The organism is Photobacterium sp. (assembly GCF_033720175.1).
Classification (GTDB): domain Bacteria; phylum Pseudomonadota; class Gammaproteobacteria; order Enterobacterales; family Vibrionaceae; genus Photobacterium.
In genome coordinates this window covers 24,393-46,035 of sequence record NZ_JAWWDA010000007.1, presented here as the reverse complement: position 1 = coordinate 46,035, position 21,643 = coordinate 24,393, and the positions used below count along the sequence as shown (strand labels likewise).

General features: G+C 49.6%; 23 protein-coding genes. 15 read left to right on the top strand and 8 right to left on the bottom strand.

Annotated elements, in window-relative coordinates; all coding sequences use genetic code 11:
• Positions 1-1,533 (top strand): SPOR domain-containing protein, encoded by a 1,533-nt coding sequence (locus R3289_RS09670; RefSeq protein WP_318925300.1) that lies wholly within the window; start codon positions 1-3, stop codon positions 1,531-1,533.
• 121 nt (positions 1,534-1,654) lie between these two features.
• Positions 1,655-2,491, top strand: a complete 837-nt coding sequence (dam, locus tag R3289_RS09665; RefSeq protein ID WP_318925299.1) for an adenine-specific DNA-methyltransferase — start codon at positions 1,655-1,657, stop codon at positions 2,489-2,491.
• Here the strand turns inward: dam and R3289_RS09660 are convergent.
• On the bottom strand, positions 2,488-2,712 hold the full coding sequence (locus tag R3289_RS09660) for a DUF2970 domain-containing protein (protein WP_318925298.1): 225 nt from the start codon (positions 2,710-2,712) through the stop codon (positions 2,488-2,490). The genes dam and R3289_RS09660 overlap by 4 nt on opposite strands.
• Before the next feature lie 170 nt (positions 2,713-2,882).
• Between R3289_RS09660 and rpe the strand changes: the two genes are divergently transcribed.
• The 8 genes from rpe to R3289_RS09620 all read left to right on the top strand — a co-directional run bounded on the left by rpe (position 2,883) and on the right by R3289_RS09620 (position 11,139).
• On the top strand, positions 2,883-3,554 hold the full coding sequence (gene rpe, locus R3289_RS09655; RefSeq protein ID WP_318925297.1) for a ribulose-phosphate 3-epimerase: 672 nt from the start codon (positions 2,883-2,885) through the stop codon (positions 3,552-3,554).
• A gap of 2 nt (positions 3,555-3,556) precedes the next feature.
• Complete coding sequence (locus R3289_RS09650; RefSeq protein ID WP_318925296.1) at positions 3,557-4,240, top strand: phosphoglycolate phosphatase; 684 nt, start codon at positions 3,557-3,559, stop codon at positions 4,238-4,240.
• A gap of 84 nt (positions 4,241-4,324) precedes the next feature.
• Positions 4,325-5,329 carry a tryptophan--tRNA ligase gene (trpS, locus tag R3289_RS09645; protein WP_318925295.1) on the top strand — a complete coding sequence of 335 codons (1,005 nt, stop codon included), beginning with the start codon at positions 4,325-4,327 and terminating at the stop codon, positions 5,327-5,329.
• A 129-nt stretch (positions 5,330-5,458) separates the two neighbouring features.
• Positions 5,459-6,043, top strand: coding sequence for an aminodeoxychorismate/anthranilate synthase component II (locus R3289_RS09640; RefSeq protein ID WP_318925294.1), 585 nt, complete (start codon positions 5,459-5,461; stop codon positions 6,041-6,043).
• Between the two features lie 328 nt (positions 6,044-6,371).
• Complete coding sequence (locus R3289_RS09635) at positions 6,372-7,589, top strand: aspartate aminotransferase family protein (protein ID WP_318925293.1); 1,218 nt, start codon at positions 6,372-6,374, stop codon at positions 7,587-7,589.
• A gap of 200 nt (positions 7,590-7,789) precedes the next feature.
• On the top strand, positions 7,790-8,806 hold the full coding sequence (astA, locus tag R3289_RS09630; protein WP_318925292.1) for an arginine N-succinyltransferase: 1,017 nt from the start codon (positions 7,790-7,792) through the stop codon (positions 8,804-8,806).
• 26 nt (positions 8,807-8,832) lie between these two features.
• Entirely contained in the window at positions 8,833-10,290 is a 1,458-nt protein-coding gene (gene astD / locus R3289_RS09625) for a succinylglutamate-semialdehyde dehydrogenase (RefSeq protein ID WP_318925291.1), read from the top strand.
• 54 nt (positions 10,291-10,344) lie between these two features.
• A complete protein-coding gene (locus R3289_RS09620; protein ID WP_318925290.1) occupies positions 10,345-11,139 on the top strand; it encodes a DUF1338 domain-containing protein in 795 nt (264 codons plus the stop codon).
• Positions 11,140-11,205: 66 nt separating this feature from the next.
• Here R3289_RS09620 and R3289_RS09615 read toward each other — a convergent pair whose 3' ends face one another.
• On the bottom strand, positions 11,206-11,409 hold the full coding sequence (locus tag R3289_RS09615) for a hypothetical protein (protein WP_318925289.1): 204 nt from the start codon (positions 11,407-11,409) through the stop codon (positions 11,206-11,208).
• Positions 11,410-11,603: 194 nt separating this feature from the next.
• On the bottom strand, positions 11,604-12,236 hold the full coding sequence (crp, locus tag R3289_RS09610) for a cAMP-activated global transcriptional regulator CRP (RefSeq protein WP_107283429.1): 633 nt from the start codon (positions 12,234-12,236) through the stop codon (positions 11,604-11,606).
• Positions 12,237-12,508: 272 nt separating this feature from the next.
• On the opposite strand from crp, the gene R3289_RS09605 reads away from it, so the two are divergent.
• Positions 12,509-12,913 (top strand): OsmC family protein, encoded by a 405-nt coding sequence (locus R3289_RS09605; RefSeq protein ID WP_318925288.1) that lies wholly within the window; start codon positions 12,509-12,511, stop codon positions 12,911-12,913.
• Between the two features lie 230 nt (positions 12,914-13,143).
• On the opposite strand, the gene R3289_RS09600 is transcribed toward R3289_RS09605, so the two are convergent.
• The 5 genes from R3289_RS09600 to R3289_RS09580 form a co-directional block, all read right to left on the bottom strand.
• Entirely contained in the window at positions 13,144-14,013 is an 870-nt protein-coding gene (locus tag R3289_RS09600) for a phosphoribulokinase (protein WP_318925287.1), read from the bottom strand.
• Positions 14,014-14,108: 95 nt separating this feature from the next.
• Complete coding sequence (locus R3289_RS09595) at positions 14,109-14,324, bottom strand: YheU family protein (RefSeq protein WP_318925286.1); 216 nt, start codon at positions 14,322-14,324, stop codon at positions 14,109-14,111.
• Positions 14,325-14,412: 88 nt separating this feature from the next.
• Positions 14,413-15,390, bottom strand: coding sequence for a hydrolase (locus R3289_RS09590; RefSeq protein ID WP_318925285.1), 978 nt, complete (start codon positions 15,388-15,390; stop codon positions 14,413-14,415).
• Between the two features lie 180 nt (positions 15,391-15,570).
• A complete protein-coding gene (locus tag R3289_RS09585) occupies positions 15,571-16,041 on the bottom strand; it encodes a TIGR02444 family protein (RefSeq protein WP_318925284.1) in 471 nt (156 codons plus the stop codon).
• 18 nt (positions 16,042-16,059) lie between these two features.
• Positions 16,060-17,988, bottom strand: a complete 1,929-nt coding sequence (locus R3289_RS09580; protein ID WP_318925283.1) for an ABC transporter ATP-binding protein — start codon at positions 17,986-17,988, stop codon at positions 16,060-16,062.
• Positions 17,989-18,220: 232 nt separating this feature from the next.
• Here R3289_RS09580 and kefG point away from each other — a divergent pair, with 232 nt between their 5' ends.
• The 4 genes from kefG to slyD all read left to right on the top strand — a co-directional run bounded on the left by kefG (position 18,221) and on the right by slyD (position 21,522).
• The gene (kefG, locus tag R3289_RS09575; RefSeq protein ID WP_318925282.1) at positions 18,221-18,820 is read left to right on the top strand and encodes a glutathione-regulated potassium-efflux system ancillary protein KefG; all 600 of its coding nucleotides are present in this window, start codon (positions 18,221-18,223) and stop codon (positions 18,818-18,820) included.
• Positions 18,810-20,612, top strand: a complete 1,803-nt coding sequence (gene kefB, locus R3289_RS09570; RefSeq protein WP_318925281.1) for a glutathione-regulated potassium-efflux system protein KefB — start codon at positions 18,810-18,812, stop codon at positions 20,610-20,612. The genes kefG and kefB overlap by 11 nt, the downstream gene beginning before the upstream one ends.
• 39 nt (positions 20,613-20,651) lie before the next feature.
• Complete coding sequence (locus R3289_RS09565) at positions 20,652-20,858, top strand: YheV family putative zinc ribbon protein (protein WP_318925280.1); 207 nt, start codon at positions 20,652-20,654, stop codon at positions 20,856-20,858.
• An 85-nt stretch (positions 20,859-20,943) separates the two neighbouring features.
• Positions 20,944-21,522 (top strand): peptidylprolyl isomerase, encoded by a 579-nt coding sequence (slyD, locus tag R3289_RS09560; protein WP_318925279.1) that lies wholly within the window; start codon positions 20,944-20,946, stop codon positions 21,520-21,522.
• Positions 21,523-21,643 lie beyond the last annotated feature (121 nt).

Here is a 21,643-nt window from a genome sequence, read left to right as displayed (position 1 = left end):
ATGACAAGCGACAGTAATGCTAGAACATTGGATCTGGACAGCCAGATCCAATTGCTTTCCCGAATTCAATTCTTAACCCGTTTTAGTTCTAATCTCATTCAGGTCACTGGTGGTGACGGTGCAGGAAAAACCTGGCTGGCACAACGCTATCTGGAGCATTGTGCCGCCGACACCAATCAGGCACTGCTGACGTGTTATCCGACCCAGACAGATAGCCAGCACCGCTCAATTTTATTGAAGCAGCTAGTAGCCAAGCCATTGTTTAACGACCAGGATCCCCTGGAGCAAAGCCTTGAACGCATGCTGGAAGGTAATCGCTGCCATGTGTTGCTAGTGATTGATGACGCCCAGTTACTCAGCCCTACCATGATCGCTGAATTATGGGCTTTAGTGCTAAAAGCGCAAAATGAACCTCTGTGGCAGATCAATGTATTGCTGTTGAGTCAGCCCGGGCGGCTCAATAAATATTTAGATCAGGTCTCTCATGGTCAGGGGCAATTGCCGCTAGAGTTAGAAATTTCTGATTTAACTGAACAAGAAGTACAAAGCTTTGTCGAAGTTATGCTTTCTGGCGATCAGCTGGATGCAAATGGAAGACGTGTACTCAGAGAAAAGGCCGCCACCATGGCTGCTCGCCCGGGTGCTTTAATGCAATTAGATCATACAGAGAGTAAAGACATGACCCACTCGTCATCGCGTATTCTTTCACCCGCCGCATTATTTATTGTACTGCTTGCGGTTGTTGCTGCGGGTCTCGTCTTTTGGCTGTTCCCGGCCGATGACGAGACAACAGCCAATACAAGCATGAGAACAGCCGTTAATACGGACAATGTGGCAGCGGTAGAAGAATCATCTGCGAGCCTGAACACCGGCCGTTTTGATGAACCCGAACTGGTCGAAGCTGATAAACGCGATCCGGCGACCGTTAAGCCTGTGTCACCGCAAGATGGGATCAATAATGATTCTCATGTATTGCCACCTGAACTGTCGCTTGAAGGCTTAACTGTTGGGCGTAATGATGAGAGCAAACGTGTGGTGGTGCCATCACAGGTTGTTGATGCCATGATATCGGAGCAAGCGCTCGGCGGCAGTGGAGAACAGGCCATTACTCAGCAAACCATCGATCAGCAAGAGCGACCGAATGAAACCGCAATGACGACGTTAGCAGAGCCTCTGGTTGAAACGGTAGAGCCTGCGGCGGTTTCAGCGACTGAAACTGGCTTTCGGCCGGTAAGCGTGCTTGGCAGCGAGCTAAAGGCGATTGACAGTCGTCACTATACGCTGCAGTTGGCGGCATTGAAGTCGTTAGCGGCGGCAAAAAAGTTTGTCACGGAACATGATATCAGTGAAATAACCACACTGTATGAAACCCGCCGTAATGGTGAGTCGTGGTTTATCGTGATCACCGGAGATTACCTGGATATCGTGACCGCACGCCGGGCTGAAACCAAGCTGCCCACAAGCGTTCAGGCCGTACAGCCTTGGGTAAAATCTTATGCCCAGATCCATCGCGAAATTGAACGGGTAAAATAATCTTAATATCCTTGCGGTTTGGTGGTAGATATTTCCGGTAATTGGTATCAGACAAGGTGATAAATAAGGTACAATCCGCCACCTTTCGAGGGGTCTTGGTATTGGTGGTAGGTTTAGCTGAATGAAAAAGCATCGTGCATTTCTGAAATGGGCTGGGGGTAAGTATTCTCTGGTTGAGGAAATCCAACGCCACCTGCCACCCGCGCGTAAGTTAATTGAGCCTTTTGTCGGGGCGGGTTCGGTGTTTCTGAATACTGACTTTGAACAGTATTTACTGGCGGACATAAACCCGGATTTGATCAATCTCTATAATATCCTCAAAGAAAATCCAGATCAGTATGTTAAAGATGTCAGAACCCTGTTCACCCCTGAATACAACCAGAAAGGGGCATACCTGGAAATTCGTGATGTTTTCAATCAGACTCAGGATCCCTATCAGCGGTCGCTGTATTTTCTCTATATGAACCGCCATGGTTTTAATGGATTATGCCGTTATAACAAAAAAGGCGGCTTTAATGTGCCGTTTGGTTCCTATAAAAAGCCTTACTTCCCTGAAGATGAAATGTATTATTTCGCCAATAAAGCGAAACGTGCCACGTTTGTCTGTGAGGGTTACCACCAGACATTTTCGCGAGCGCGCAAAGGCAGTGTGGTTTACTGCGATCCACCTTATGCGCCGCTGTCGACTACCGCTAATTTCACGTCGTATGCGGGCAATGGCTTTAGTCTGGATGATCAGGCTGCACTGGCAGATGCGGCAGAAAAAGCGGCAACCGAGCGTGATATTCCGGTATTGATTTCCAATCATGATACCACCCTGACCCGGCGTTTATACCATGGCGCCGATTTGTCGGTGGTGAAGGTAAAGCGAACGATCAGTCGTAATGGTGCGGGGCGTAATAAGGTTGATGAGTTACTGGCCCTGTTCAAACCGACAGACTGTCAGCACAACGATTAATGGATTGCGGTGACCGAGAGGGTAACCGCGATTAACAAGGCGACAAAAACCACAATGGCGATGACACCGCCAATAATAAACGGCCAGGGACTTCGCTGATTAAAGTCCTGCTGGCGGTTTTTATCTGACTGTACACCAAATAAAGCCGCAGCTACGCTAAGTGCCAGCCTTCTTTTTGTTTTTCTTTTCTGTGGTGGTGAGTTTTCATTCTGTTCCGGCATTTTTCTCTCCCTTCCAGTCGTTCGTTCTGGTCTTTTTAGCTTACTACCTAAACCATCACTTAATGCTGAATCACCGTCGTTTGAATATATCTATTAAGACATTGTTAACCGGATCGGGTAGAATTGCGGCGATTTTAACCGTGACCATTGGTATCGTATAGAGGCTGAACATGAAGGATTTTTTGATTGCACCATCTATCTTGTCTGCAGATTTCGCACGTCTTGGTGAAGATGTTGAGAAAGTATTGGCTGCGGGTGCGGATGTGGTGCACTTTGATGTGATGGATAATCACTATGTACCAAACCTGACGTTTGGTGCGCCAATCTGTCAGGCATTGCGTGATTATGGCATAACAGCCCCGATCGATGTGCACCTGATGGTGAAACCGGTTGACCGAATTATTCCGGATTTCGCTAAGGCAGGCGCTACGATGATCACCTTCCATGTCGAAGCAACTGAACACCTGGATCGTACCCTGCAGCTAATTAAAGAACACGGCTGTCAGGCCGGCGTGGTATTAAACCCCGCCACGCCACTTCATTCTCTTGATCACATCATGGATAAAGTCGATATGATCCTACTGATGTCAGTGAATCCTGGCTTTGGTGGTCAGTCTTTTATTCCGAACACGCTGGATAAATTACGTGAAGTACGTAAGCGTATAGATGAATCAGGTCGAAATATTCGTCTAGAAATTGATGGCGGTGTAAAAGTAGATAATATTCGCGAAATTGCAGAAGCGGGCGCCGATATGTTTGTTGCCGGCTCTGCCATTTTTAATCAACCTGATTATAAAGCGGCGATCGATGCAATGCGTGAAGAGCTGGCTAAGGTTGAGTGATAATGAAATTGTTTGAAGGCATAAAATTTATTGCTTTTGATCTGGACGGAACGCTGCTCGACAGCGTTCCCGATCTGGCGGATGCGGCAGATAAGGCCATGCAAGCGTTAGGCCGTCCCGGCGTCTCGGTCGAGCAGGTTACCCTCTGGATCGGCAACGGTGCCGATATTCTGATTGGCAGGGCGTTAAGCTTGAGCCATGAGGTCGCGCCGGATCTTGATCCCGCCTTGCATCAACAAGCCCGGGCTTTATTTGATCGCTTCTATGATGAGGGCGGCCACCACAAAAGTGCCCTGTACCCCGGAGTGAAAGAGACATTGTCTGCCTTCCACCAGGCTAAGATCCCGATGGCAATTGTGACGAACAAACCTGCTCAGTTTGTTCCTCACCTGCTGGAACAACATGGTATCAGTGATTACTTTTCGGATGTTGTCGGTGGCGATACTTTTCCGTTGAAGAAACCGGATCCTTATGCGTTGCACTGGTTGATGGAAAAACATCAGCTGACCGCCTCGGAGATGCTGATGGTCGGTGATTCCCGCAATGATATTTTGGCAGCTAAAGCAGCAACATGTTATGTTGTAGGTCTCACATATGGTTACAATTATGGCCAGCCAATCAGTGCCAGTGAGCCAGATATTGTGTTAGATCACTTTAGCCAGCTGACTGAAGTGGTTAGAATCTAGATTCTAGAAATAAGCCTTTTTTTGATATGTCTGCCAGCGGCGATAGAGTCGCGGCTTAGTCAGGTTAGATAGGAAAATCCCATCATGAGTAAACCCATTGTTTTAAGTGGCGTGCAGCCTTCCGGCGAATTGAGTATTGGTAACTACATGGGTGCGCTGCGTCAGTGGGAACAGATGCAGGATGATTACAATTGCCAATACTGTGTGGTTGACCTTCATGCCATCACCGTACGTCAGGATCCGGCCGCACTTTATGAAGCGACACTTGACGCACTGGCACTTTGCCTTGCGGTAGGTGTTACCCCGGAAAAGAGCACGTTGTTCGTACAGTCCCATGTGCCTGAGCATGCTCAGCTTGGCTGGATTCTAAGCTGCTACACCCAGATGGGTGAGCTTAATCGTATGACCCAGTTTAAAGATAAATCGCAGCGTAACGCTGATAATATCAATTGCGGGCTGTTTAGCTACCCGGTATTAATGGCGGGAGACATTCTGCTTTACGGTGCAAACCAGGTGCCTGTGGGTGACGATCAGAAACAGCACCTAGAGCTGGCTCGTGACATTGCGAACCGTTTTAACAACCTGTATGGCGACACGTTTGTGGTTCCGGAACCGTATATTCCACCGGTTGGTGCGCGCGTCATGAGCCTGCAAGATCCGCTGAAGAAAATGTCCAAGTCAGACGATAACCGCAATAATGTTATTGGCCTGCTTGAAGACCCGAAATCGATCACCAAGAAAATCAAACGTGCAGTTACCGATTCTGAAGATCCCGCGCGTATCGTGTTTGATATTGCTAACAAGCCGGGCGTGTCTAACCTCATGGGTATTATGTCGGGTGTGACAGGCAAGAGTCTGGATCAGATCGAGGCAGAATACGCAGACAAGATGTACGGTCACCTGAAAAAAGATACGGCAGAAGCCGTTGTGGCGATGGTTGAGCCTCTGCAAGCCCGTTACAAAGAGTACCGTGAAGACCGCGCATTCTTAGATCAGGTGATGAGTGCAGGTGCTGAGAAAGCGTCAGCACGCGCATCTGTTGTCCTGAAAAAAGTGTATGAAGCGGTAGGGTTCGTTCCCCGTCCGTAATAACGGGCATTCTGTAATTATTGGGGCCAGCATATGCTGGCCTTTTTTAGCGCTGTTGTCTGGTAAAGCTTGCCTTTCTTATTTCCTATAGCAAAATAGACCGCCAAATCACCCGGGGCTGATGGATCAATGCTGCTAATTATCGACAACTACGACTCTTTTACCTACAACCTGTACCAGTACTTTTGCGAGTTAGGTGCGACGGTGAAAGTGGTGCGTAATGATGAAATCGATATTGCCGGCATTGCTGCGCTCAATCCGACTCATTTGGTGATCTCCCCCGGGCCTTGTACCCCTGATGATGCGGGTATTTCGCTCCAGGCGGTTGAACATTTTTCGGGCCGGCTACCTATCCTCGGGGTTTGTTTAGGCCATCAGGCTATTGCTCAGGTATTCGGCGCCGAAGTGGTACGTGCCCGTCAGGTTATGCACGGTAAGACATCACCGGTGATCCATACCGACCGCAGTGTCTTCCACTCGCTCAATAACCCGTTGACGGTCACTCGCTATCACTCTCTGGTGGTGAAAGCCGATACCCTGCCTGAGTGTTTCGATGTGACGGCCTGGACGGAAAAAGACGGCCAGTTTGATGAGATCATGGGTATTGCCCATAAAACATTGCCGATTGAAGGTGTGCAATTTCATCCTGAAAGTATTCTGACCGAGCAAGGTCATCAGCTATTAGCGAACTTTCTCCAGCGTGAAATAACTTGATTTAGGCAGGAATGGCCATTTTTCTGTTTTTTATCGGCCTCACAATCGCGATCTTTATCACTATTTGTAACATTTTATTATCTTTTCTTGCTGAATACTGCGAGCAATCTTATTCACTCGCCTATTTTCCGTCACGCTTTGTTTCCTAGGTGGAAAAACAGCTTTATCTAATCCCCACTTAATAACTTTTCCTTTATCCCGCATAAATATGTACATAAACTGGGTGTAAGCAATTTCTTTGTCAGACAAAAAATATATTCTGCTATTGGAATTGGTTAATAAAATGTAAATACTATGCTTAAGACGGCGTGCACAGAAGGATAATGTGATGGCAACGGATCAAAAAGTAGAACGTAAATTATTTGATGAGGTCATGGTTCCTTGTTATTCCCCGATGCAGATTATTCCGGTGAAGGGGCAGGGGTCACGTGTCTGGGATCAGGACGATCGCGAATATATCGACTTTGCCGGTGGTATTGCGGTGAGCTGCCTGGGGCATTGTCATCCTGCTATGGTGAATGCTCTAAAATCGCAAGCCGATAAGTTATGGCACCTCAGCAATGTGATGACCAACGAACCGGCTTTACGTCTGGCGAAAAAGCTCACAGAGCACAGCTTTGCTGAAAAGGTGTTCTTTGCGAACTCTGGTGCTGAAGCCAATGAGGCGGCACTGAAACTGGCTCGTCGTTACGCCGCGGATAAATTTGGCCCTGAGAAATCAGAAATTATTGCCTTCGAGCAGGGTTTCCATGGCCGTACGTTCTTTACGGTAACGGTGGGGGGGCAGGCGGCCTACTCTGACGGCTTCGGCCCTAAACCACAGGCCGTCTCCCACATCCCTTATAATGACTTAGCAGCCTTAGCTGGGCTGATGTCTGATCGCACCTGTGCGGTGATGATGGAGCCGTTGCAAGGAGAAGGGGGGATTATTTCCCCGACCCCCGAGTTTATTCAGGGGGTCAGAGAGTTGTGTGATAAACACAATGCACTGTTGATTTTTGATGAAGTGCAAACCGGTAACGGCCGTACCGGGGATTTTTATGCTTACCAGGGGTTGGGTGTCACACCGGATATTCTGAGTACTGCTAAATCGCTGGGTGGGGGGTTCCCTATTGGTGCAATGCTGACTACCTCAGAGCTTGCGTCACACATGAAAGTCGGCACGCATGGTTCAACCTATGGCGGTAATCCATTGGCGTGTGCGGTTGCAGAAGCCGTGATTGATGAAGTGACCAAACCGGAAGTACTGGCCGGTGTGAAAGAGCGCGAACAATGGTTTCGTGATGGACTGGCGAAAATAAATGCCAAGTACCCAACCTTTGAGGAGATCCGTGGTAAAGGCCTGCTATTAGGTGCCGCTCTGAATGAAAAATGGCAGGGCCGGGCTCGCGATATTCTGCTTGCCGCGGGTGAAGAAGGTTTGATGGTGCTGGTCGCTGGTGCCAATGTGGTGCGCTTTACGCCATCACTGGTGATAGACAAAGCCGACGTAGATGAAGGAATGGCGCGTTTAGAGCGCGCAATTGCTAAACTTCATACACAGTAACATCGTCAAGATATTTGCTCAGGCAGTGATGGGCAGGAAAGCCTGGCACTGCCCCTTTCCCATGCGCTTTCCCATAAATTAAGGGAAGGAAGACAGTACATTCTGTCGTAACAACAATTCATGTGGTTAGAACAAGGCATGTCGTTACAATAATTTATGGTTGGCGGCACCTGCCGCCACCTGCATCTGGAGGGAATTTGATGCTGGTTATTCGTCCTATTACCGAAGCTGACTATCCGGCGCTGATGCGCTGCGCAGAAGAGTCAGGTCATGGTTTTACTTCACTGCCTGTTAACGAAGAAATTCTGCGTAACAGGATTTCCCACTCAGTCGAGAGCTTTGCCAAAGACGTTACCGAGCCGGGCACAGAAGGCTACCTGATGGTTGCTGAAGACACAGAAACAGGAGAAATCGCAGGGACGACGGGAATAGAAGCCGCCATTGGCTTAGATATCCCTTTCTATACCTACCACATCAGCACGGTCGTACATGCCTCACGCCGTCTTGGCGTCCATAATGTAGTTAAAGTACTGACTTTTGGTAATAATTACACGGGTAATAGTGAGCTTTGTACGTTGTTTTTACGGCCGGAATGGCGCCATGGTTTGAATGGCCGCCTGTTATCCAAGTGCCGGTTCTTAATGTTGGCTGAGCACAAGCACCGTTTTTCTGAAACTGTGCTGGCGGAAATGCGCGGGGTGTCAGATGAAGAGGGGCATTCGCCTTTCTGGGAATGGCTTAGAGAGCATTTTTTCTCGATCGATTTCACCCATGCTGATTACCTTACCGGCATTGGTGCAAAAGGCTTTATCGCCGACTTGATGCCTAAACTGCCTATTTACGTCAATCTGCTGAGTCCGGAAGCACAAGCGGTGATTGGTCAGGTACATGAGAAAACCCGGCCGGCTCTGCGTTTGCTTGAAAACGAAGGATTCTGCTGCCGTGGTTATGTCGATATTTTTGATGCCGGGCCGACGGTTGAGTGTGATGTGCGCAACATTGAAACGGTACGCCATTCGCAGCGTTGTACTGTCGAAATCGGTACACACAGCAGTTCGCATGACTATCTGGTGAGTAATACCTCGTTTGCGAATTTCCGGGCTGCTGTCGGCAAAATCGCGGTCGATGGTGAGCGTAATGTAGCGCTGGTCACCCCGGAAATGGCGGCAGCATTACAGGTTAAGAACGGCGATCCGGTGCGGTTGATCGCCCAGTAAATAACGGGCAGAGAAAGGAGAACATAATGACTCAATGGATTGCGGGAAAATGGGTGGCAGGGCTGGGTGAGCCGATGCAGTCACTGAACCCTTTTAGTGGCGAAGTGATTTGGCAAGGGCAGGCTGCAACCCCGGAACAGGTTGAACAGGCTGTAACCTGTGCCCGTGAAGCGCTGGTGAGCTGGCGTAAAACAGGTTTAGCTGACCGCCAGGCTATTGTGGAAAAATTTGCTGAGCTGGTAAAAGAACACAGTGAGCATATTGCCCGTACGATAGCTGAAGAGACCGGTAAGCCATTGTGGGAAACCCGTACGGAAGCTGCTGCCATGGTCGGTAAAATAGCCATTTCACTGCGGGCTTACCATGAGCGAACCGGTGAAAGGCAAAAAGATATCGCCGGTACGGCGGCAGTTTTGCGTCATCGTCCGCTTGGCGTGATGGCTGTATTTGGCCCGTATAATTTCCCCGGCCATCTACCCAACGGTCATATCGTGCCGGCCCTGATATCAGGTAATACTGTGGTCTTTAAGCCTTCAGAGCTGACGCCAAAAGTGGCAGAAGAAACCATGAAGCTGTGGCAACAGGCGGGCTTGCCAGCAGGGGTGATGAATATGGTTCAGGGAGCACGTGCAACGGGCGAGGCGTTAGCGAACTCGAAAGGGATTGATGGCTTGCTGTTTACCGGGAGTGCCAATACCGGCCACATCCTGCACCGTCAGTTTGCCGGACAGCCCGGCAAGATGCTGGCGCTGGAAATGGGCGGCAATAACCCGATGGTGATCTCGAAAGCCTATGGCGAGCTTGATGCGACGGTCTACACGATTATCCAGTCAGCCTTTATCAGTGCCGGCCAGCGCTGTACTTGTGCTCGCCGGTTGTACCTGCCGCAAGGATCGGAAGGCGACGCGATTCTGAACCGTCTGGTTCAAGCGACAGGTCAGCTGAAAATTGATGGGCCATTTGCCGAACCGCAACCGTTTATGGGGCCGCAAATTTCAGAGCGAGCGGCTGACGGGATCATTGCCGCACAAGCAAATCTGGTAAGTTTAGGCGGGAAGCTATTACTTGAAGCGAAACGTGGTCAGGGAGCGATAGTCACACCTGCTATTATTGAAGTGAGCCAGATTGCTGAGCTGCCAGATGAAGAATACTTTGGCCCATTACTTCAGGTTGCCCGTTATCAGGATCTGCCGCAGGCCGTCGCGATGGCGAATGATACTCGCTATGGCTTGTCTGCCGGCCTGGTTTCTACCGATGATGCAGAATGGCAGTATTTTATTGATCATATCCGTGCCGGTATTGTAAACCGCAACCGTCAGTTGACAGGAGCCAGCGGTGATGCGCCGTTTGGTGGCCCAGGTGCATCAGGCAACCTGCGTCCGAGTGCTTATTACGCCGCCGACTATTGTGCTTACCCTATGGCATCGATGGAAGGTGAACAAACAGAGCTGCCGGCACAGCTGTCACCCGGGGTTCAGCTGTAATCACCGATACCCGTTTATGACGGCAATTATTATCAGCAAGGGGAGATATTCATCATGGAAAGAGTGGAGCAATTGTTTAATGCCCTGTGGCAAGACTATACGCAACGTCTGTGCCCTTCGGCAGCAAAGGTACATGATCTGTTAACCGAAGATGAACCCCTGCTCAATGATCACATCGCACTGCGGACCTTTAATCTGCCGAAAGTGGGGTTGGATAAGCTGGCCGCCCCTTTCATAGCCATTGGCTATAAGCCATGTGGTAAGTATCATTTTGAAGCCAAAAAGTTGTATGCGGAGCATTTTGAGCATCCGAACCCATTAGCACCAAAAGTCTTTATCAGCGAGCTGCTGCTGGGACAGTGTTCTTCTCTGTTGCAGGAGACGGTACGCGGACTGGTTGACCAAATACCGGAGCTGGCAATTCATGATCCTGAGTTTGTTTGCTGTGGCCGTTTGTGGGATATCGATTCGGCGACGTATGAGATGTTATCGGCTGAAAGCGAGTATGCGGGCTGGGTCGCCGCACATGGCTTCGGGGCCAATCATTTTACCGTCAGCATTAACCAGCTTGAGCAGTTCACTGAGATCCGTGAAGTGAACCATCTGCTGCGCCACAATGGTTTTGCAATTAATGAGGCGGGCGGTGAAGTGAAAGGGGGGCCAGAGGTGATGCTGGAACAGTCGGCCACGATGGCTGACAAGGTCGCGGTCGATTTTCTTGACGGTGAAAAAATAATCCCGGGCGGCTTCTATGAGTTTGCTAAGCGCTATCCTCAGGCGAATGGTGAACTGTTCCGCGGGTTTGTTGAAGCGTCGGCGGATAAGATCTTTGAAAGTACGAGTGAGTAAGGCATTGCGACAGTAAAAGTAAACCGAGGGGAAAACAGCGGTCTTGGCCGCTGTTTTTTGTTGCCGTTATTGGTTAGCTTGATGGCAATCTAAAGGAGGGCTCCACAACTCCTTACCGTGCACGGTGCGTTGACGCTGGCTGAACAGGGTTTGCTGTTCAAGATAATGACGAGGACCGCTAAAGCCAGTCATTTCAATAGTCGCGGGTAAGGCTGCAATGACAGCCTGGGCAGGAACCTGAGTGTGTGGAGAAAAGCGTTCGATATCCATATCAAGACACCTCTGAAGTAGTCAATATGCACAATGTAGCACTGGTGTTATTATTGGCAAGTGAATAAACAGTGAAGGGTACGAAAGAATATACGTTTTGCGATCTCTTTATGCCTTGTGGTGATAATTATATATTTCGCAGTTACAAAAAAAGCCGCATTCAGCGGCTTTTTATCAACCTATTCGCAGGCCGGTTAGCGAGTGCCGTAAACCACGATAGTTTTGCCGTGGGCAGAAATCAGATTCTGCTCTTCCAGCATCTTAAGGATACGACCTACCGTTTCACGCGAGCAGCCCACAATCTGACCAATTTCCTGACGGGTGATCTTGATTTGCATACCGTCTGGGTGAGTCATTGCATCAGGTTGTTTTGCAAGATTTAGCAATGTCTGTGCAATACGGCCTGTGACGTCAAGGAATGCAAGATCGCCGACTTTCTGGCTGGTGATTTGCAAACGGCTGGCCATCTGTGCAGAAAGGCGCATCAGAATATCTGGGTTGACCTGAATAAGCTGGCGGAATTTTTTGAAAGAAATCTCTGCCACTTCACAAGGGCTCTTGGCACGTACCCATGCGGTACGTTCCTGCTCTTCTTCAAATAAGCCTAGCTCACCGATGAAGTCACCCTGGTTAAGGTAAGACAGGATCATTTCTTTGCCTTCTTCATCCTTGATCAATACGGCAACAGAACCTTTCACAATGTAGTAGAGAGTTTCTGCTTTCTCTCCCGCATGGATCAAAGTACTCTTTGACGGATATTTGTGAATGTGGCAATGGGAAAGAAACCACTCTAGAGTTGGATCTGTTTGAGGTTTACCTGGAACCATATTTCTAACTTCCTCTGCGTTTGTTGCCCAACAACGACATCCATATAATTCAAGGCTGGGCCTAACAATAGAATTGTTCGCTGATTAGGATATTCATTCAGCCGCTAGGCTGCAAGTTCACTTGAATATTTACTTGAGAGTTTATCTTTTTTCGGCGCCTTTTTCTTGATATTGATCTATCAGATATGGCCATTTGGTACTCATAAGTGTGCACATGATCACACAGTTGTTAGTTAATGCATAATTACCCTGTTTAAAGTAAGGAGAAAGCAATGCAATCACGAGTGAAATGGGTAGAAGGGATGACCTTTCTGGGCCAGACAGATTCTGGTCACAGTGTCGTTATGGATGGCAATGGGGGCGAAAAAGCCCCCAGTCCGATGGAAATGGTGTTGATGGCTGCTGGTGGCTGTAGTTCCGTTGATGTTGTCGACGGTTTGCAGTCTGCCGGGCAAAAAATCACCGGCTGTGAGGCGCAGATCTCTTCTGTTCGCCGTGAACAGGCACCGCGTATTTTCACCTCGGCTAACCTGCATTTCGTGGTTACTGGCTATGATCTGGACGAGGCCAAGGTTGCCAGCGTCGTCGCAGATTCACTGCAGAAATACTGCTCTGTGTGCCTGATGCTGGGCGAAGGGGTAGAGATGACGCATTCGTATGAAATAGTTAAGGGCTAAGTTTCGAATAAACAGTTTCGAGTCATTAGGTTCGAGTTTCGAGAAAGAACCACAACTTGACCCCAACTATGGCTCGGAGAGCCTGCTTGCAGGACCACAGGACCACAGGACCACAGGACCACAGGACCACAGGACCACAGGACCACAGGACCACAGGACCACAGGACCACAGGAGATATCTGTCGGGTAACGGGAAGCCCACATCTCGTTACTCGCCACTCGCCTCAGGTTTACCCGATCTTTCCGGTTTCGATTAACATCTGGATCAACGGGCGCATGATCAACTCCATCGCAAAGCTCATTTTCCCGCCCGGTACCACCAGGGTGTTATGGCTTGACATAAACGAGCCCTGGATCATTGAGAGCAGATAGGGGAAATCGACATTTTTAATGCCGCGAAAGCGAATGACCACAAAGCTTTCATCCAGACTCGGAATGCCTTTGGCACTGAATGGGTTGGATGTATCGATGGTCGGCACCCGCTGGAAGTTGATATGGGTGCGCGAAAACTGCGGCGTAATATAATTGAGGTAATCGTCCATCGAGCGGACGATAGACTCCATGACAGCTTCTCGGGAATGGCCGCGGTCACGTGTGTCGCGGACGATCTTCTGAATCCATTCCAAATTGACAATCGGTACCATCCCAATCAGCAAATCGACATGTTGTGCAGCATTGATCTCACCGTCAACAACACCGCCATGTAAACCTTCGTAAAAGAGCACATCCGTATTTTCAGGCAGCTCCTGCCAGGGAGTGAAGGATCCCGGCATCTGGTTATAGGGAACCGCTTCATCAAAAGTATGCAGGTAGCGACGGAATTGACCACTGCCATCGTCACCATACTGGCGGAAAAAGGCTTCAAGTTGGGCGAAGTCGTTAGCTTGCGGGCCAAAATAACTGACATGGCGGCCTTGCTCTTTGGCTTTACGAATTTCGACATCCATTTCCGGACGGCTGAAGCGATGGAAACTGTCTCCCTCCAGCAAGGCGGCATTGAAGTTCATCATATTGAACATTTTGCGAAATGCTTCTGAGGTGGTGGAGGTGCCAGCACCAGAAGACCCTGTTACTGCAATAATCGGATGTTTTGCAGACATGACATACCCTGTCGTTAATGTTTACGATGAAAGTTATTAACAGGGTGTTGCGCCAGGGTCAAGGAGAAGTTGGCCTTAAGCGGGCAGGATATCCGCTAATTGAGATCTCTGCGGAGTTTAATATCAACAGATTCATGCAGTTCAGAAAAGACGATCACCGCATCACCGGATTCAAGCTGCTTTCGGACATATTGCACCTTGTGTTCCATGTTGAGCTCGGTCTCACCGTAGTCAGTGCCTTCGCGCAGCACAAAGTGTTCAATCATATTATTTAGGGTGTCAGAGTCGATATCTTGCCAGGGAATAATCATAGTTACTGCATCTGTTCTTGACTGGACTGCTGATTATATTGTTAATTTCATCGATTGTAGAGCGGTACTCAACATTCGTGACTCGAGTCTAGTCTCTGGGATCTGGTAACGTCTTAAACCATGCCGGTACCGTCTTTTCCAACCAGAAATCAGGATTGCGCCAGGAACCGGAGACAAATCCCACATGACCGCCATTTGCCGTTAAGTGATAGTCAATATTCGCCGGCAAGGGTTGCAGGGGAATAACGCGCTGCGTCATAAAAGGGTCGTCTTTCGCATGAATGATCCGTAATGGAATTTTGACCTGATGGAGTTTACTGAGTCCGCTACATTGTTGGTAGTAGTCTGCGGCATCTTTAAAGCCATGCAGGGGGGCTGTAACCTGATCGTCAAATTGCCACAATGACTGAATATGCTGTACTTGCTCGGCTGCCACGGGCATGGCATTAGGCAGGGCAATAATTTTCTTGGCTAAGGTGCTTTTCAGTGAGTGAAGCAGGTACTGTTGATAGATCCTGGAAAAACCTTGTTGGATTCGCTCTGAGCAAGCTTCTAAATCCAACGGGGGGGAGATTACCTGCGCAGCGGTTAATCCAGATTCATCCCCTGTTTCTGCCAGGTAGTTAACCAGCATGTTACCGCCCAGCGAGACCCCGACAGCATATAAGGGGGCATCGGGGAACTGTTGTTTCAGCCAGTCAATAAAAAATCGGGCATCACTGGTTTCTCCCGAATGGTAACCGCGGGCCTGACGGTTGATCTCACCGCTGCAACCGCGAAAATGCATTATCACCCCCAGCCAGCCTTGTTGCCTGGCGGCATGGAGCAAGCCATTGGCATAGGGGCTGCTAAAACTGCCTTCTAAGCCGTGGAACAGAATCATCAGCGGTTTATTCCGGGGATGCTCAGCAGGAGGGGCTGTCCAGGCCAGATCGAGGAAATCGCCGTCAGGCGTCTCAATGCGCTGAATCACCGGGGTAAACAGAGGCTTGCGGCGGATGAATCGCGGGATCAGGGTTTGTAAATGGGCGTTGCGCAGCCCGTTCGCTGGCTTAAAAGGCATCATGGCTCCACTCATGTTTGAAGTGATGTTTTCAACTTATGCTGGTTACTTTAGTCTGGCACTACACCGGCATTATAGGGGAAAATCATTTATTGGACTTTTCTCTAACACTTTCGCCAGTATCTGCAAGCCTGGCCCCAGTTTATAGCGACTGAATCGAGCGGTAAACTCCAGTTCTTGGCCCTAGGTGCGAGTGACTGCCGTCAGCTGAGGGAATAACTGGCTTGCACCGAGCTGTTTGCAATATCTTTTTAAGTTATCGGTGGTGCCATGGTGAGGCATAGAGTGCAATATGCAGAGGTTGAGCTGAGCGATAAGCGCCTGCTGCTGGCCTTTTTCCAGCTTCAGCTCGAACGCCAGTAGCTGCTTGTATCCCGCTTCACCCAGTTGTGGCTTTAACTGATCACGCATAGTGCGATACTGCTGCAGTAGATTGTCACTGGGGCCTAGACAGGTGATGAGTTGTTGTCGGCAATAGTCCGACAGGCTTTGATGCTGACAGTCGAGCCAGTGTAACAGCAGGGCCAGGTTAACATTGCCCTGATAGCAATTTTGCAGGCAGAGACAGGCTGACTGGACGCCAGCCTGAGCATAATGGCTCAGGCTGAACTGCCAGAAATCCTGGTGATAAAAGCGTAATGACTCCGAGGTCATGGCGTTAGATAGCCGGGCTTAAAGATCGCCAATGTTAAATTCCTGCTCCATCGATTCCACCTGCTCTTGCAGATCCATCCACTCCATCTCGACCTCTTCCAGCGCTGATTTAGCATCGCTCTGGCGTCTTAGCTGCTCATGGAGCCGGGCCTTGTTGTCGGCTTCATAGATCGCCTGATCCGCGAGCTGGTTTTCGGCCTCAGCAATATCAGCACCCAGCTTTTCCATCTGCTGATCAAGCTTGGTGATTTTCTTGCGCAACGGCGCGGTCTGTTTGCGAAATTCTGCTTCCAGCCGTTTTTGTTCTTTACGTGATGCGGCGCTGTTTTCTTTGGTTACGTCAGGTTTGGCGGCCTGTAACTCCCGACGCTCATTACGCTGCTGCTCGGCGAGCCATTTATGATAGTCCGTCAGGTCGCCATCAAATGGGGTAACTTGACGATCATGAACCAGATACAGGTCATCCGTCGTTGCTCTTAAGAGATAACGGTCGTGACTCACGATAACCATGGCGCCTTCATAAGATTGCAGCGCAAAGGTTAATGCCTGGCGCATATCCAAATCAAGGTGGTTAGTCGGTTCATCGAGCAACAATAAGTTAGGACGTTGCCATACCAGCAGTGCTAATACTAATCGGGCTTTCTCGCCGCCAGAAAATGGCCCGACTTTATCAAGGGCTTTTTCACCGTTGAAACCAAAGCTACCAAGGTAATCGCGAAGCTGCTGCTCGGTTGATTGTGGGGCAAGCCGTGCTAAATGCTGCAGTGGCGTATCGTCAAGGCGCAATGTTTCCAACTGATGCTGGGCAAAGTAACCAATTTTCACCCCTTGCGAGTAGGTTAAATCGCCGGCTTGTGCTGGAAGCTCACCAGATAACAGCTTGATCAGTGTCGATTTACCGGCCCCGTTACGACCCAGCAAACCAATCCGGCTACCAGGTACCAGGTTAAGGCGGATCTTTTCTAATATGAGATTATTGCTATAACCCGCCGCTACCTGATCCATCATCATGATCGGATTCGGTAATGCTTGCGGCTCTCGGAACTCAAAAAGAAACGGGTTATCAAGCTGTGCTGGCAGCACTTTTTCCATTCGGTCGAGTGCTTTAATTCGGCTTTGTGCCTGGCGTGCTTTGCTCGCTTTATAACGGAAGCGGTCAATATACGATTGCATGTGAGAAACTTGCTTCTGCTGTTTCTGATACATCGCTTGTTGCAGCACTAACTTTTCAGCGCGTTGCACTTCAAACGATGAATAGTTACCGGTGTAGCTGTTGAGTGTCTGGTTCTCGACATGAATGATGCGGTTAACCACAGGATCAAGAAAGTCGCGGTCATGAGAAATCAGTACTAAGGTACCACGGTAGCTCTGTAACCATTTTTCCAGCCACATAACGGCATCGAGATCTAAGTGGTTAGTCGGTTCATCGAGCAGAAGTAGATCGGAGCGGCATAACAGTGCTTGAGCCAGGTTCAAACGCATACGCCAGCCACCCGAAAACTGGGTTAGGTGCCATTGCATTTGGTCTTGGGAAAAACCAAGACCGTCGAGCAATTCAGCGGCGCGTGCATTGATCGTGTAGCCGCCAATGGTCTCTAGCTTGCCATGAAGTTCGGCGACTTTCGTTCCATCGTTGCTCTCTTCTGCGGCTGCTAAATCACGTTCGAGTTGACGATATTCACGGTCGCCATCAATGACATATTCAATGGCGTTGCGTTCAAGTGCTGGTGTTTCCTGTGCTACCCATGCTAATTCCCAGTTAGACGGAAATTGGCAATTTCCGGCATCTAGACTCAATTCATTTTTTAATAAAGCAAATAAGGTAGATTTACCACAGCCGTTCTTACCAACGAGCCCGACTTTGTCGCCGGGGTGAATAGTAGCAGTGGCGTTATCGAGAAGGACTTTACCGCCTCGTAAAAGTTGCATGTCCGAAAAGGTAATCATCGATAGTGTCGGGGGTAGCCCGCTCCGCAAAAAAAAGTGCACGAAATGAGCGGCAGTCTATACCAAACCGCCAATGACTGCTAACCCAGTGGTAATTATGCGGCATGATGAGAAAGAAGCGGTTATGAATTTGGATTCATCCGATCTGCACGAGTAACAATTATGTATGATGTGTATATAAAGGTAATGTTATACCTGAAAGGATCGCCGGAAGCAGGGGGTAAGGAAAGATATGACCACACAAGACCAGCTTAACATTCTGGTAATATTTGCTCACCCGGATCCGCAAGAATCGGTTGCTAGCCGGGAGATGCTGGCAAGTATTGCCGACTTGCCTCATGTTACCATTCATGATCTTTATGGTGCTTATCCTGACTTTTTTATTGATGTCGGGCAAGAGCAGCGACTCATTGAACAGTACGACATCATCGTTTTTCAACACCCCCTCTATATGTATTCATGCCCGGCGTTGCTCAAAGAATGGATTGATGTGGTACTGAGCAAAGGTTATGCCCACGGCGAAGGGGTATCTACCAAAGGTAAGTACTGGCGTTCGGTTGTCACAACGGGAGGGGCGGCAGAGGCGTATACCCCGGATGGCTATAACCGGTGCAGTATTGCTGAGATTCTTAAGCCCTTTGAGCTGACCGCTGATTTGTGCCAAATGAACTGGATCGAGCCATTGGTACTGCACTGGGCACGGCGGATCCCCGTTAGCGAACGTCAGCAACATGCACAGGCCTACCGATCCTGGTTGGCAGATCCTTTTGCTGACAGCGAGCAAGGAACACATGCCTATACCGTGGATAAGGGGAATTCGAATGGTGAATGATGTGTTATCCGTCAGTGTGGTTTTTCTTGCGGCGGCAGTCGTAGCGGTGCCAATTGCCCAGCGCCTTGGCCTGGGATCGGTTCTGGGTTACCTGCTGGCGGGAATCGCAATTGGTCCGTGGGGGCTGAGCCTGATCACCGATGTTGATGCCATCCTTCATTTTTCTGAGTTTGGTGTTGTGCTGCTGTTGTTTCTCATTGGTTTAGAGCTAAACCCCAAAAAACTGTGGCAGATGCGCAAGCCTATCCTCGGTCTTGGCGGTAGTCAGGTGGTGCTGACCAGCGTTGTGATCACCGCGATTGTCATGGCCGGCAGCCTGTTTTTGCCTGAGATCAGCTGGCGTGATGCGCTGGTGGTCGGTATGGGGCTGGCGCTGTCATCGACGGCCATCGCATTGCGGGTGATTGAAGAGCAAAATCTTGATGGCAGTGAAAGCGGACAATCCGGTTTTGCGGTATTGCTGTTTCAGGATATCGCGGTGATCCCTATGCTGGCTATCCTGCCGGTGCTGGCTGGCGGCGGCGGCGGCAGTTGGCTTGATTTTGCCTGGATGATCGGTGGGATCGGTGCCTTATTAGTCGGCGGCCACTATTTACTACGGCCGTTGTTTCGCTGGGTGGTTCTTAGCGGGGTGCGCGAACTGTTTAATGTTGCGGCCCTGCTGCTTGTGATTGGCATTGGTTTGGGGATGCAGTCGCTCGGACTGTCAATGGCACTGGGCACATTCCTGGCAGGTGTGCTGCTGGCCGAGAGTGAATATCGCCATGAGCTAGAAATTGCCATTGAACCGTTCAAGGGCTTGTTGCTGGGGCTGTTCTTTATTTCCGTCGGGATGGCGGTCAACCTTGGTTTGTTACTGGAATTTCCGCTGCTGATTTTAGTGGCGGTGGTGGCGCTGGTCACCGTCAAGGGACTGTTGCTTTATGGCCTGGCACGACTGTTTGGTATCCGAGCTAAGTCACGGAGTCAGATGGCCGCAATACTCAGCCAGGGCGGTGAATTTGCGTTTGTCTTGTTTACCGCCGCGAAAGGGGATGGATTGCTGGGTGAATCGTTAACCGCATTTCTTCTGGTGGTCGTCAGTATTTCCATGATGACCACTCCGTTGATACTGCTGCTGCAAAAGAAGTGGTTCATTCATACTTTTAAAGCCGACGCAGAGACGCTGGAAAGCGATGTTATTGACCGTGATCCGCGAGTGATCATTACCGGCTTCGGTCGTTTTGGCCAGGTGGTAGGGCGGTTATTGTTTGCCAATAAAATCAGGGTGACAGTACTGGAGCGGGATCCCAGCCAGATACAGTTTTTGCGTAAATTCGGCTACCAGGTGTATTACGGCGATGCGACACAGCTGGATTTATTACGTGCGGCCGGGGCCGATAAAGCCGAAGCCATTATTATCTGCGCCGATGGACCTGACGAGGTGATGGAGATCGTCACCCTGTGCCAGCGTTATTTTCCGAACTTGAAAGTGCTGGCGCGTGCACGGAGCCGGGTCGAGGCACACCAGTTACTGAGCCTCGGGGTCGAGAATTTTTCACGTGAAACATTTGCCAGCGCGCTTGATTTAGGCCGTCAAACCCTCATATCTTTAGGTATGCACCCGTACAAAGCTAAACGGGCAGAAGCACACTTCCGTAAACTTGACACTACAGCGCTGCGGGATTTATTGCCACAGCACTCGGAAGATGTTCACCTGGCATCACGGTCGAAAGAGGCCCGTAAAGAGCTGGAAGATATTTTTGATCGCGAGATGCGCGGTGAGCGTGATCGGCATAATGGTTGGGATTAATTCAGACTGTGTGGTTTGGATTTGCAAATGGAAGTGGTTATGAAAAAACGATTTATTGCTGGAGCGGAGTGTCCTGCTTGTCAAAAACAAGACACCTTACGCTGGTGGAGAGAAAATGATATTGAGACCGTCGAGTGTGTTGAATGCCAGCATACAGACCGTCGTCTTCCCCAGTCGGTAGAGCAAAGCGAACAGCATGGAAAAGACAAAAAACAGCAAGTGATTGGCATTTTCAAACCTGAATAAACAGGCTCTAGTATCATGGTGCCAAGATAGGTATTATAGCGTCTTAACACCAAACTCAACACCTGGCTCAAATTTCGGAGTAAACATGAAAGTCGTTAAAGACATCGTAGTAAGTTTGGCATATCAAGTGAAAACTGAAGAAGGCATCGTAGTCGATCAATCAACTACTGATGCACCACTTGATTATCTGCACGGTCACAACAATCTGATTGTTGGCCTAGAGAAAGCGCTAGAAGGTCGTGAAGCCGGCGACAAGTTTGAAGTGACTGTGGCTCCTGAAGATGCATACGGTGAGCACGTTGAGGAAATGGTTCAGCGCGTACCAGCCGACGTATTCCAGGGTGTTGATGAAATTACGGTTGGGATGCGTTTCCTGGCAGATACTGATCAGGGTCCAATCCCGGTCGAAGTCACTGAAGTCGACGGCGATGAAGTGGTGGTTGACGGTAACCACATGCTTGCCGGTCAGACGCTGACGTTCACGGCGGAAGTTGTTGCATTGCGTGCTGCGACAGAAGAAGAGATCGAGCATGGTCACATCCATCAGGATGGCGGCTGTTGTGGTGGCGGTGGCTGCGGCGACCACGACCATGATCACGACCACGGTGAAGAAGGTGGTTGTTGCGGCGGCGAAGAAAAAGGCGGCTGTGGCTGCTCTCACTAACAAGCACGCTTGTTAAGAGCGGGTCTTAATTAAGAACATATAAAAAACGGGAAGCCTTGGCTTCCCGTTTTTATGGATCAGATTCAGTTTACGAGAAGATAGCCTTATTCCTCGTTGCTTG

Bases quoted from the DNA above. Each gene is read 5' to 3' on its own strand.
- astD (WP_318925291.1), top strand. From the start codon at position 8,833: ATGACTCAATGGATTGCGGGAAAATGGGTGGCAGGGCTGGGTGAGCCG.
- R3289_RS09590 (WP_318925285.1), bottom strand. From the start codon at position 15,390: ATGATGCCTTTTAAGCCAGCGAACGGGCTGCGCAACGCCCATTTACAA.
- dam (WP_318925299.1), top strand. From the start codon at position 1,655: ATGAAAAAGCATCGTGCATTTCTGAAATGGGCTGGGGGTAAGTATTCT.
- R3289_RS09600 (WP_318925287.1), bottom strand. From the start codon at position 14,013: ATGTCTGCAAAACATCCGATTATTGCAGTAACAGGGTCTTCTGGTGCT.
- R3289_RS09585 (WP_318925284.1), bottom strand. From the start codon at position 16,041: ATGACCTCGGAGTCATTACGCTTTTATCACCAGGATTTCTGGCAGTTC.
- R3289_RS09605 (WP_318925288.1), top strand. From the start codon at position 12,509: ATGCAATCACGAGTGAAATGGGTAGAAGGGATGACCTTTCTGGGCCAG.
- R3289_RS09595 (WP_318925286.1), bottom strand. From the start codon at position 14,324: ATGATTATTCCCTGGCAAGATATCGACTCTGACACCCTAAATAATATG.
- kefG (WP_318925282.1), top strand. From the start codon at position 18,221: ATGACCACACAAGACCAGCTTAACATTCTGGTAATATTTGCTCACCCG.
- kefB (WP_318925281.1), top strand. From the start codon at position 18,810: ATGGTGAATGATGTGTTATCCGTCAGTGTGGTTTTTCTTGCGGCGGCA.
- R3289_RS09640 (WP_318925294.1), top strand. From the start codon at position 5,459: ATGCTGCTAATTATCGACAACTACGACTCTTTTACCTACAACCTGTAC.
- trpS (WP_318925295.1), top strand. From the start codon at position 4,325: ATGAGTAAACCCATTGTTTTAAGTGGCGTGCAGCCTTCCGGCGAATTG.
- R3289_RS09565 (WP_318925280.1), top strand. From the start codon at position 20,652: ATGAAAAAACGATTTATTGCTGGAGCGGAGTGTCCTGCTTGTCAAAAA.
- R3289_RS09620 (WP_318925290.1), top strand. From the start codon at position 10,345: ATGGAAAGAGTGGAGCAATTGTTTAATGCCCTGTGGCAAGACTATACG.
- rpe (WP_318925297.1), top strand. From the start codon at position 2,883: ATGAAGGATTTTTTGATTGCACCATCTATCTTGTCTGCAGATTTCGCA.
- slyD (WP_318925279.1), top strand. From the start codon at position 20,944: ATGAAAGTCGTTAAAGACATCGTAGTAAGTTTGGCATATCAAGTGAAA.
- R3289_RS09615 (WP_318925289.1), bottom strand. From the start codon at position 11,409: ATGGATATCGAACGCTTTTCTCCACACACTCAGGTTCCTGCCCAGGCT.
- R3289_RS09660 (WP_318925298.1), bottom strand. From the start codon at position 2,712: ATGCCGGAACAGAATGAAAACTCACCACCACAGAAAAGAAAAACAAAA.
- R3289_RS09650 (WP_318925296.1), top strand. From the start codon at position 3,557: ATGAAATTGTTTGAAGGCATAAAATTTATTGCTTTTGATCTGGACGGA.
- crp (WP_107283429.1), bottom strand. From the start codon at position 12,236: ATGGTTCCAGGTAAACCTCAAACAGATCCAACTCTAGAGTGGTTTCTT.
- R3289_RS09670 (WP_318925300.1), top strand. From the start codon at position 1: ATGACAAGCGACAGTAATGCTAGAACATTGGATCTGGACAGCCAGATC.
- R3289_RS09635 (WP_318925293.1), top strand. From the start codon at position 6,372: ATGGCAACGGATCAAAAAGTAGAACGTAAATTATTTGATGAGGTCATG.
- astA (WP_318925292.1), top strand. From the start codon at position 7,790: ATGCTGGTTATTCGTCCTATTACCGAAGCTGACTATCCGGCGCTGATG.
- R3289_RS09580 (WP_318925283.1), bottom strand. From the start codon at position 17,988: ATGATTACCTTTTCGGACATGCAACTTTTACGAGGCGGTAAAGTCCTT.